The following is a 10,898-nucleotide window of genomic DNA, read 5'->3' on the forward strand; positions in this document are numbered from 1 at the left end:
GTGTGGATGACGGCGGTGAGGGGGTGGTGGGGGTCGAGGGTGTCGAGGAGGTGTTGGAGTTGGTGAGGGTTGGTGGTGTCGGTGGCGGTGATGGTGATGGTGGCGCCGAGGTTTTCGAGTTCGGTGCGGATTGTCTGGGCGTGGGGGTGGTCGGGGCCGGTGCGGCTGGTGAGGTGGAGGTGGCGGGTGTGGTGGTGGGNGATGAGGTGGTGGGCGAGGTGGTGGGCGAGGGTGCCGAGGCCGCCGGTGATGAGGACGGTGCCGTCGGGGTCGAGATCCCAGCCCGCCGGGTCGGCGTCGTCCGAGGCCGGGGCGGTCGCGGCGCGAGCCAGGCNTGGGGCGTGGATGGTGCCGCGGCGCAGGGCGAGCTGGTTCTCGCCGCTGGCCAGGGCGGTGACGAGCGCGGCCGGGAGGGCGGTGGCGGATCCCGGGTCGCGGTCGGTGTCGAGCAGCAGGATGCGGTCCGGATGCTCGTTCTGCGCGGTGCGCACCAGCCCCCACAGGGGTGCGGTGGTGAGGTCGACGTCCTCGCCGGCGATGCTGACCGCGCCCGAGGTGAGCAGGGCGAGGGGCACCTCGGCCCAGCGGGGCTCGGCGAGCCAGCGTTGCAGGAGCGCGAGGGTGTCCGCGGCGGCGGCCCGCGTCAGCGCCGGAACCGTGGCGGGGTCCGCGGCCGAGTCGGTCGCGGCGGGGGACGCCGCGCGGGGAGCGACGACGACCAGATCGGGCACCGCGGAGCCGGCGTCGATCCGGGCGGTCAGCTCGTCAAGGTCTGCGACGATGTCGACGTTGCGACCGGCCGAGCGTAGCGCCGCCGCGACCGGGGCCAGGTCCGGGTCGGCGACCGGACCGACGAGGGCCCAGGGACCGGCGGCCGACCCGCCCGCCGTCCCCTGGCCGACGCTGCCTGTCTCGGAGCCACCGGTCGGGGAGCCACCGGTCGGGGAGCCACCGGTCGGCACGGCCGGGAGTTCCGGCCAGGTCAGAGCGAACAACGCGTCGTGCCGGGGTCCGGGCGCCGAGCGGATCTGCTCGGCGGTGACCGGACGCAGCGCCAGGCCGGCGACGGACACGACCGGGGCGCCGGTGCCATCCACCGCGGTGAGGGTGATCTGGTCCGGGCCGCTGACCCGCAGGCGGACTCGCAGCCCGCTGGCGCCCGACGCGTGCAGCCGCACTCCGCGCCACACGAAGGGCAGCCGGGTGCGCCCGGCGCCCGTACCGCTGCCGTCCGCGGGTCCCGCGGAGTCCGCCGGGCCGGCGAGGGCCGTCGCGGCGTCCGGCAGGCCGGTCAGGTGCAGTGCCGCGTCCAGCAGCGCGGGGTGCAGACCGAAGGCGCCGGCGCGGTCGAGGGCGTCCGCGGGCAGGGCGACCTCGGCAAGCAGGTCCTCGCCGTCCCGCCACGCCGCTCGCAGACCCTGGAAGGTCGGACCGTAGGCCAGCCCGGCCGCGGCGAACGACGGGTAGAGATCGCCGGTGTCGACCCGGACGGCGCCCGCGGGTGGCCACACCGCCGACGACCCCGCCGATGACCCCGCTGTCGACCCCGCCGGCGATCCTCCGGCGGCGTCCGCCGCGCCGTCCGCCGCCTCCGGGGCGCGTAGCACCCCGTGGGCGTGTCGGTTCCACGGTGCCTCCGCGGGCGCGTCCTCGGCCCGAGTGTGGATGCTGACCGGCCGGCGACCGCCGCCGTCGGGTGCACCCACGGTGAGCTGCACCTGGAGCCCGCCGCGTTCCGGCAGCACCAGCGGCGCCTCGACGATCAGCTCCTCGACGACGGGCACGCCCGTCTCGTCACCCGCCCGCACCGCGAGCTCCACCAGAGCCGTGCCCGGCAGCACGACCGACCCGAACACGACGTGGTCGGCCAGCCACGGGTGAGTGCGCAACGACAGCAGACCGGTGAACACCGCCCCGTCCGAGTCCGCGAGCCGCACGGTGGCGCCGAGCAGGGGATGGCCGGCGGAGCCCAGCCCCAGCCCGGCGGCGTCGCCGCTGGGCGAGGTGGACGAGGCGTCCAGCCAGAACCGCCGCCGCGCGAACGCGTAGGTCGGCAGGTCCACGTGCTCATGGCCGGATCCGGCGTAGACCGTCGCGGCGTCGAGGCCGGCCCCGCGGACGTACGCCTGCGCCAGCGAGGTGTGGATCTTGGTGAGGTCGCCGGTGTCGCGGCGCAGGGTTTCGGTGATGGCGACGGGGCCGGGGAGGTCGGGGGTGGTGTCGAGGGTTTCGGCGAGGGCGGTGGTGAGGACGGGGTGGGGGCTGATCTCGATGAACAGGTCGTGGCCGNCNNNGAGCAGGGCGCGGGTGGCNGNNTCGAACAGGACGGGTTGGCGCAGGTTGGTGTACCAGTAGTCGGCGGTGAGGGTGGTGGGGTCGATCCAGTCGGCGGTGACGGTGGACAGGATGGGGATGGTGGCCGGCTGGGGGCGGATGGGGGCGAGCGCGGTGAGCAGTTCGTCGCGGACCGCCTCGACCCACGCCGAGTGCGAGGCGTAGCCCACCGGGACGTCTCTGGTGCGGATGCCCTCGGCCCGCAGGCCGGCGACGAACTCGGCCAGCGCCTCGTCGCTGCCGGCGATGGCGGTGCTGGTGGGGCTGTTGAGGACGGCGACGGACACCGGGGCGGCCCCGTCGCGGAAGCGGGCGAGCCGCTCGCGGACCTGGTCGGCGGGCAGGTTCACCCACACCACCGCCCCCGGATCGGGCAGCGCGCCGAGGATCTGTCCACGCAGGGCGACCACGCGGGCGGCGTCGTCGAGGGTGAGGGCGCCGGCGATGTGCGCGGCGGCGATCTCGCCCTGGCTGTGCCCGACGACGGCGTGCGGGTNCACCCCGTGGTGCTGCCAGAGCCGGGCCAGGGCGACCAGCACCGCGAACACGGCGGGCTGCGAGACGTCGACGCGGTCGAGGGTGGGCGCGCCGGGCCGCTGCTGCAGGACGTCGAGCAGGTTCCAGTCGATGTACGGGGCCAGGGCGGCGGCGACGGCGTTGAGGTGCCCGGCGAAGACCGGACTGGTGGCGAGCAGTTCGCGGGCCATCGCCGGCCAGGCGGTGCCCGCGCCGGGGAAGACGAACACGGTGGTGGCGGTGGTGTCGGCGACGCCGCGCACGATGCGCGCGCCGGTGGTCGCGCCGTCCGGCGTCGCCACCCCGGCGATCACCTCCACGCCGGCCGTCCCCGCCGTCCCCGCCGCTCCGGCCGGCCCGCCGGAACCGGCGGCCAGGGCGGTGAGCCCGGCTCGGAACCCGGCCGGATCCTCGGCGACGACCACCGCCCGGTGCTCCAGCGCGGCCCGGGTGGTGGCCAGCGCCCGGCCGACGTCGACCGGGGCGAGCCCGGGATGCGCGTCGACGAACGCCGCCAACCTGCCCGCCTGCCCGCCGAGGGCCTCGGCGGTGCGCGCCGACAGCACCCAGGGCAGTGCCCGACCTCGGACGGCTGGGTCGGGGCCCGCGTCGTCGNCCCCGACCGCCGCGTCCCCGCCCGCCGGGATCGGGCCCTGTTCGAGGATGAGGTGGGCGTTGGTGCCGCTGATGCCGAAGGCGGAGACGGCGGCGCGCCGGGGTCGGTCGGGGGTGGTGGGCCAGTCGGCGGGTTCGGTGAGCAGGGTGACGGTGCCGGGGGACCAGTCGACGTGGGGGGTGGGCGCGTCCACGTGCAGCGTCTTCGGTAGCCGGCCGTGGCTCATCGCGCCGATCAGCTTGATGATGCCGCCGACGCCGGCGGCGGCCTGGGNGTGGCCGATGTTGGATTTGAGGCTGCCGAGCCGGAGGGGGCGGTCGGCGGGGCGNTCGGCGCCGTAGGTGGCGAGGATGGCCTGGGCTTCGATGGGGTCGCCGAGGGTGGTGCCGGTGCCGTGGGCCTCGACGGCGTCGACGTCGGCGGGGGTGAGGCCGGCGGCGGTCAGCGCCGCGCGGATGACCCGCTGCTGGGACGGCCCGTTCGGCGCCGTCAACTGGCTGGACGTTCCGTCGGAGTTCACGGCGCTGCCGCGGATCACCGCGTGGATGCGGTGGCCGAGCCGCTGGGCGTCGGACAGCCGTTCCAGCACGAGCAGGCCGACGCCTTCGGCCCAGGCGGTGCCGTCGGCGGCGGCGGCGAACGGCTTGCACCGCCCGTCCGGGGCCAGCCCGCGCTGGCGGGAGAACTCCACGAACATGCCCGGCGATGACATGACGGTGACGCCGCCCGCCAGGGCCAGGGTGCATTCCCCGCCGCGCAGCGCCTGGGCGGCGAGGTGGATCGCGACCAGCGACGACGAGCAGGCGGTGTCCACCGTCACCGCCGGGCCCTCCAACCCCAGCGCGTAGGCGACCCGGCCCGACGCGACGGAGGTCGTGCTGCCGGTGAGCACGTATCCGTCGACCCGCTCGGGGGTCGGCTGGTGCAGCCGCGGGGTGTACTCCTGGGCGATCACCCCGGCGAACACCCCGGTCGCGGAGCCGCGCAGCGAGATCGGGTCGATCCCGGCCCGCTCCACGGCCTCCCAGGCGGTCTCCAGCAGCAGGCGCTGCTGCGGGTCGGTGGCGAGGGCCTCCCGCGGGGAGATCCCGAAGAAGGCGGCGTCGAACTCCGGGGCGTCGTGGAGGAACCCGCCCGACCGGGCATAGGTCCGCCCGGGCTGGTCGGGGTCGGCGTCGTAGAGCCCGTCGACGTCCCACCCGCGGTTCGTCGGGAACGGGCCGGTGACGTCAAGTCCCTCGTCGACGACGCGCCACAGGTCCTCCGGCGAGCTCACCCCGCCCGGGNAGCGGCAGCTCATCCCGACGATCGCGATCGGCTCGCGGCGGGCCGCCTCCTGCTCGCGTAGCTGCTGGCGGGTCTGGTGCAGATCGGCGGCGACCCGGTTGAGGTAGTCGCGGAGCTTCGCTTCGTTCGCCATGTGCGGTATCAGCCTTCTCGATGCGCGGAGTCGGGGCGGACCGGAGAGCACGTGCTGCCGGGCGCGGTGCGGGGGGCGCCGACGGCGCGCGGCCGGCGGGGGCTGGGCGGGTCAGGAAATGCCGAGCTCTCGGTCGATGAAGTCGAAGATCTCGTCGTCGGTGGCGCCGGAGATCTGCTCGGTCAGCCGGGTCGCGTCGGCCTCGTCGTCGTCCGCCGCGGTGCCGGTCGGCTGTGCGGCGGCCGGCATCGCGGCCAGCAGCGCCCGCAGCCGGGCCACCGCGTCGGCGCCCTGGGGCGTCGACGCCGCCGGGCCGGTCAGCGCCGCCTCCAGCCGGGAGATCTCGGCGTCGAGGTCGACGGGTGCGGGCCGCTCGTCCGAGGGCCGCCCGCCCAGGAGACGCCTGTCTGCAGACAGGGTGTCCCGCAGGTGGGCGGCCAGGATGGCCGGCGTCGGGTGGTCGAACAGCAGCGTTGTCGGCAGGCGCACGCCGGTCTCCCGGGCGAGCCGGTTGCGCAGCTCGATCGCGCTCAGCGAGTCGAAGGCGGACTCCAGGAAGCCGCGATCTGGCCGGATCGCCGCCGCCGAGGCGTGGCCGAGGATCTCGGCCGCGGTGGTCCGGACCAGGGTGAGCAGCGCCCGGCGCTGCTCGTCGGGGCCCTGCCCGCGCAGCCGCTCGACGAGGGCCGCCGCCCGGTCTGCCGCCGGTGTGCCCGCCGCGCCGGCCGGGGTCGCCGCACCGGCCGCGCCGGCGCCCACGGCCCCACCCGCGCCGGCGGTGGAACGCTGCGACGGCACGTGGACCAGCCCGCGCAGCAGCCCGCCGCCAGCCGGGCGGGCGGCGCCGGCCGGGTCCAGCCGCGCCGGGATCAGCAGCGGTTGCGCGCCGGCGGCCGTCCCCGCCCCGGCCGCCCCCGCCCCGTCGAGGGCCAGGTCGAACAGGGCGAGCCCCTGCGCGGTGGACATCGGCGCGATGCCGGTGCGCGCCAGCCGCGCCAGGTCGGCCGGGGCGAGCTGCCCCGCCATCCCCCCGGCCTGCGCCCAGTGGCCCCAGGCCAGCGACACGGCCGGCAGCCCCGCCGCGCGCCGGTGGTGGGCCAGGGCGTCCTCGAACGCGTTCGCCGCGGCGTAGTTGCCCTGCCCGCCGTTGCCGAGCAGCCCGGCGACCGAGGAGAACAGTACGAACGCGGCCAGGTCCAGCCCGGCGGTGGCCCGGTGCAGCAGCCAGGCCCCGTCCACCTTGGGACGCAGCACCCGGTCCAGCGTCGGGTCGTCGAGTGACGTCACCACCCCGTCGGCGAGTACCCCGGCGGTGTGCACGACGGCGGTGAGCGGATGGTCGGTCGGCACCGCCGCGACCAGCCGGCGCACATCGTCGGGGTCGGCGACATCGGCGGCGACGACCGTGGCCGTCGCACCCGCCTCGGCGAGCGCGGCCCGCACGGCCTCGGCGCCCGGGGTGGCCGGGCCGCCGCGGCTGGCCAGGAGCAGGTGCCGCACACCGTGGTGGGTGACCAGCCGGCGGGCGACGAGCGCGGCGAGCGCCCCGGTGCCGGTGATCAGCACCGTTCCCGCCGGGTCGAGCGGCGCGGGCAGCGTCAGCACCAGCTTGCCGGTGTGNCGGGCCAGGCTGAGTTGGCGCAGCGCCTGCGGCGCGTGCCGGACGTCCCAGCTTGTCGTCGGCAGCGGGCGCAGGGCCCCCCGGGTGAACAGGTCCGCGAGGTCGGCGAGCATCTCGCCGATGCGGGCCGGGTCGACCTCGAACAGGTCGAACGCCTGGTAGGAGCCGCCGTCGAGGTCCGCGGCGACGGCCGCTGGGTCCCGCAGGTCGGTCTTACCCATCTCGACGAACCGCCCGCCCGGCGCCAGCAGCCGCAGCGAGGCGTCGGTGAACGGCCCGGCCAGCGAGTTGAGCACGGCGTCGACCCCGCGGCCGCCGGTCGCGGCGCGGATGGCGTCGGCGAAGTCGAGGGTGCGCGACGAGGCGATGTGGGTGTCGTCGAGCCCCTGCCCGCGTAGCACCGGCCACTTCGCCGGGCTTGCCGTGCCGAACACCTCGACGCCCCAGTGCCGGGCGAGCTGCACCGCCGCCTGGCCCACCCCGCCGGTGGCGGCGTGCACCAGCAGCGACTCGCCGCGGCGCAGCCGGGCCAGATCGGCCAGGCCGTGGTAGGCGGTGAGGAAGGCGACGGGGACGCCGGCGGCCTGGCTGAACGACCAGCCCGGCGGGATCGCCGTCAGCAGCCGGCGGTCCGTGACCGCGAGCGGGCCGAGGGTGCCCTGGACCAGGCCCATCACCCGATCTCCGGGCGCCAGGTCCGACACCTGCGCGCCGACCTCGACCACGACGCCGGCGCCCTCCGCGCCGATGCGCGCCCCGCCGGGATACATCCCCAGGCCGATCAGCACGTCCCGGAAGTTCAGCCCGGCGGCGCGCAGCGCGAGGCGGACCTCCCCCGGCGCCAGCGGCCGGTGCGCCGCCGGCTCGGCCAGCAGGGCGAGGTTGTCCAGCGAGCCGGCGGCGGTCACGTCGAGCCGCCAGGCGTCGGTGCCGGCCGGGGGGAGCAGCGCCGGCTGCGTGCCGAGCGGGGCCAGCAGCGGCACGCGGATCTCCCCGTCGCGCACCGCGAGCTCGCTGTGCTCGGCGGGCCGCGCGGCGAGCAGGGTGAGCGCGGCGCGGACGGCCTCCCGTGAGGAGTCGCGGCCGTCGACGTCGAGCAGCGCCACCCGGTCGGGGTTCTCCGTCCGCGCGCTGCGGACGAGCCCCCAGAGGCCGGCCGCGGCGAGGTCGGCGACATCCTCCCCGGGGCCCGTCGCCACGGCCCGCTCGGTGAGGATCACGAGACGGGATCCGGTGAANCGCTCGTCGCGCAGCCAGTCCTGCAGCAGGTGCAGGGCCGCCCGGACCGTGGCGTGCGCCGCCGGGACCGGATCGGCCTCCCCGGCCGCTGCCGCGCCGGCAGGGGTTGAGCCGGCAGGGGTTGAGCCGGCTCGGGGTGCGCCGGCAGGGGTTGCGTCGGCTGGTGCCGACTCGACCGCGGTCGGTCGGTGGATGACCAGGGCGGGCGCCTGGCCGTCGGCGCCGATCGCCGCCCGCAGCGCGGCCAGGTCCGGCAGGAGACGCAGGTCCGCCGGCTCGGGCGGCGCCGCGGTCGGGCCGCGGTCGGGAGCCGCCAGGTCGACGGGTCGCCGCGCCCCGATCACCACCCAGCCGCCGGCGCGGTCGCCGTCGCCGTCGCCGGGGGTGCGGTTCGCGTCGGCGGCAGGGTCGGCCGGGGGCACCGCCTGCCAGTCGAGCCGGAACATCGCGTCGCCCCCGCCGCGGCCGGCGACCGCCCGGCCGGCGTCGGCCAACACCTGCGCGGCCACTGGGCGCAGGGTCAGCCCGCCGATCGTCACCACCGGCTCTCCGGCCGCGTCGGCGACGGCCAGCCGCGCCGTGTCCGGGCCGGTCGGGGAGACCCGTACCCGAAGCGACGCGGCACCGCGCGCGGCGAGCGTCACGTCCTGCCAGGTGAACGGCAGTCGGATGCGGCCCGGGCCGTCGTCGGCCGACCGGTCGCCCTCGCCGGCGGCCTCGGCGCCGGGCAGCAGCCCGACGACGGCGTGCAGCGCCGCGTCCAGCAGGGCGGGATGCACCTCGAACCGATCCCGCCCACCGGCCGCGTCCGGCAGCGTGACCTCGGCGAGCACGTCGTCCCCGTGGCGCCAGGCCGCCCGCAGGCCGCGGAAGGCCGGTCCGTACTGGTATCCGCCGCCGGCCAGCCGCGGGTACAGGCCCGAGACGTCGAGCGCGACCGCGTCCGGCGGCGGCCATGCCCCGCCCCGGTCGCCCGCCGCGGCGCCCACGGCCGGTTCGGCGCTGTCCTGCGCCGTCGCCCCGTCACCCGTGGTGCCGCCGCTATCCGCCGCGGCGCCGTCGTCCGCGCGCAGGAAGCCGGTGGCGTGTCGCTGCCACGGGCCCGGGGGGTCGGTCTGGTCGGCGACCGGACGGGCGTGGATCGTGACCGCCCGGCGCTCGACCCCCTCGGGCGCGCCGCCGCCGGCCGGATCGGCCGGACCGACCAGGACCTGGACGTCGAGCGCCCCGGATGCGGACAGGGCCAGCGGGGCGGTGAGCGCGAGCTCCTCCACCCGGCGGGCGCCGCAGTAGCGGGCCGCGGTCAGTGCGAGGTCCAGCAGCGCGGTTCCCGGCAGCAGCACCGTGTCGCGCACGGCGTGGTCACCCAGCCAGGGCAGCGCGGCCGGGTCCAGCCGGCCGGTCAGCGCCAGGCCGCCGTCGGCCAGTTCGACCGCGCCGGTCAACACCGGGTGCTCCGGGCCGACCCCGCCCGTCTCGAGGCCCGGGCGGCCCGACGTCCCGGTCGGGGCGTCCAGCCAGTAGCGCTGTCGTTGGAAGGGGTAGGTGGGCAGGTCCGTGTGGCGCGGCCGGCGGCCGGTGAACGCCGCCGACCAGTCGACGGCGACCCCGTCGACGTGCAGCCGGGCCAGCGCGGTGGTGAACGAGCGGACCTCCGGGCGGTTCGCGCGCAGCAGCGCGACGACCCTCGGCGCCGGGCCGGCGGCCGCATCCGGGGTCGGCGCCGCGTCGACGACGGACTGTTCCGCGACGGACTGTTCCGCGAGGGCCTGTTCCGCCAGGGCGGAGAGCACCGCGTCCGGGCCCAGCTCCACGTAGGTGGTGACGCCCAGGTCGGCCAGCGTGCGGATCCCGTCGTGGAAGCGGACCGTCCCCCGCAGGTGGCGCACCCAGTAGTCGGGATCGGTCAGCTCGGCGTCGGTCGCCACCCGTCCCGTGACGTTCGAGATGATGGGGATCGTCGGCGGGCGCAGCGTCACCCCGGCGACGACCTCGCGGTACTCGGCGAGGACCGGGTCCAGGTGGCCGGAGTGGAACGCGTGGCTGACCCGCAGGCCGCGCACCCGGTGGCCGGCGTCGCGCCAGCGCCGCCCGATCTCCTCGACGGCGTCACGATCGCCGGAGACGACCACCGAGCGTGGCCCGTTGACCGCCGCGACGCCGATGGTCCCGGCCGCGCCGGCGAGCAGCCGGCCGATCTCCTCCTCGGTGCCCTCCAACGCGGCCATCGCGCCGGTCGCGGGCACGCTCTGCATGAGCCGGCCCCGCGCGGCGACCAGCGTGGCCGCGTCCGGCAGGGACAGCACGCCGGCGAGGTGGGCGGCGGTCAGCTCGCCGACGGAGTGGCCGATGAGGTGGTCGGGCCGCAGCCCGTAGGACTCCGCCAGCCGGTACAGCGCGACCTCGAGGGCGAACAGCGCGGGCTGGGTGAAGGCGGTGGCGTCCAGCTCGTCGGCCGCCGCCGACCCGGGCTCGGCGAACATGAGCTCGCGCACGGACCGGCCGACCGCGCCGTCGAGATGCGCGGTGACCTCGTCGAGCGCGGCGGCGAAGACGTGCGACGCGGCGTACAGCTCCCGCCCCGCGCCGGCGCGCTGGCTGCCCTGCCCGGTGAACAGCAGCGCCGTGCGGCCCGCCGGCCCGGCGACGCCGGAGACGACGTGCGCCGCCGTGTCCCCGGCGGCGAGCGCCAGCAGTCCGGCGCGGTGCTGCTCCGGGCCGTCGCCGACGACGATGGCCCGGTGCGCGAACAGGGTCCGGGTGGTGGCCAGGGCGTGGCCGACGTCCGCCGCCGAGGGGCCGCCCGGCTCCCCGGCCGAGGCGGCGACGTGCTCGGCGAGCTGCGCCGCCCGCGCCCGCAGCGCCGACTCCGAGTGCGCGGAGAGCACCCAGGGCAGTGCGTCGGGACCGGGGCCAGCGCTGGCGGTCTCGGCTGGTTCGCCGTCAGCTGGTTCGCCGTCGGTTGGTTGGCCGTCGGCCGATCCGGCGTCGGCCGGTCGCCCGTCGGCTGGTGGACCGGAGCCGGGCTCGGCGGCGTCCTCGGGGGCCTGTTCGAGAATGAGGTGGGCGTTGGTGCCGCTGATGCCGAAGGCGGAGACGGCGGCGCGCCGGGGTCGGTCGGGGGTGGTGGGCCAGTCGGCGGGTTCGGTGAG

The 10,898-nt window shown here is 77.3% G+C and carries 2 protein-coding genes and 10 pseudogenes; all 12 read right to left on the reverse strand.

What is annotated here, in order from left to right:
- Positions 1 to 199: KR domain-containing protein (locus FF86_RS50405; RefSeq protein WP_242418929.1), on the reverse strand; the 199-nt coding region annotated here is incomplete at both ends.
- 1 nt (position 200) lies between these two features.
- Positions 201 to 332 (reverse strand): annotated as a pseudogene (locus tag FF86_RS64155) (hypothetical protein); the annotation flags it as partial.
- 3 nt (positions 333 to 335) lie between these two features.
- Positions 336 to 2,291, reverse strand: a pseudogene (locus FF86_RS50410) (polyketide synthase dehydratase domain-containing protein); the annotation flags it as partial.
- A 25-nt stretch (positions 2,292 to 2,316) separates the two neighbouring features.
- Positions 2,317 to 2,830: pseudogene (locus tag FF86_RS50420) on the reverse strand (acyltransferase domain-containing protein); the annotation flags it as partial.
- 1 nt (position 2,831) lies between these two features.
- Positions 2,832 to 3,465 (reverse strand): annotated as a pseudogene (locus tag FF86_RS50425) (acyltransferase domain-containing protein); the annotation flags it as partial.
- 1 nt (position 3,466) lies between these two features.
- Positions 3,467 to 3,739, reverse strand: a pseudogene (locus tag FF86_RS50430) (ketoacyl-synthetase C-terminal extension domain-containing protein); the annotation flags it as partial.
- A gap of 1 nt (position 3,740) precedes the next feature.
- Positions 3,741 to 3,794 (reverse strand): annotated as a pseudogene (locus FF86_RS50435) (hypothetical protein); the annotation flags it as partial.
- 1 nt (position 3,795) lies between these two features.
- A pseudogene (locus FF86_RS50440) lies at positions 3,796 to 4,752 on the reverse strand (beta-ketoacyl synthase N-terminal-like domain-containing protein); the annotation flags it as partial.
- 1 nt (position 4,753) lies between these two features.
- Positions 4,754 to 4,937 (reverse strand): annotated as a pseudogene (locus tag FF86_RS62590) (polyketide synthase docking domain-containing protein); the annotation flags it as partial.
- A 60-nt stretch (positions 4,938 to 4,997) separates the two neighbouring features.
- Positions 4,998 to 6,506, reverse strand: a 1,509-nt coding sequence (locus tag FF86_RS36045; protein ID WP_206778968.1) for a type I polyketide synthase, incomplete at its 5' end; no start/stop codon positions are given.
- 1 nt (position 6,507) lies between these two features.
- A pseudogene (locus FF86_RS66760) lies at positions 6,508 to 7,727 on the reverse strand (zinc-binding dehydrogenase); the annotation flags it as partial.
- 19 nt (positions 7,728 to 7,746) lie between these two features.
- Positions 7,747 to 10,634: pseudogene (locus tag FF86_RS36055) on the reverse strand (acyltransferase domain-containing protein); the annotation flags it as partial.
- Between the last annotated feature and the right edge of the window lie 264 nt (positions 10,635 to 10,898).

This window comes from Frankia sp. CpI1-P, assembly GCF_001421075.1.
Taxonomy (GTDB): Bacteria; Actinomycetota; Actinomycetes; order Frankiales; family Frankiaceae; genus Frankia; species Frankia torreyi.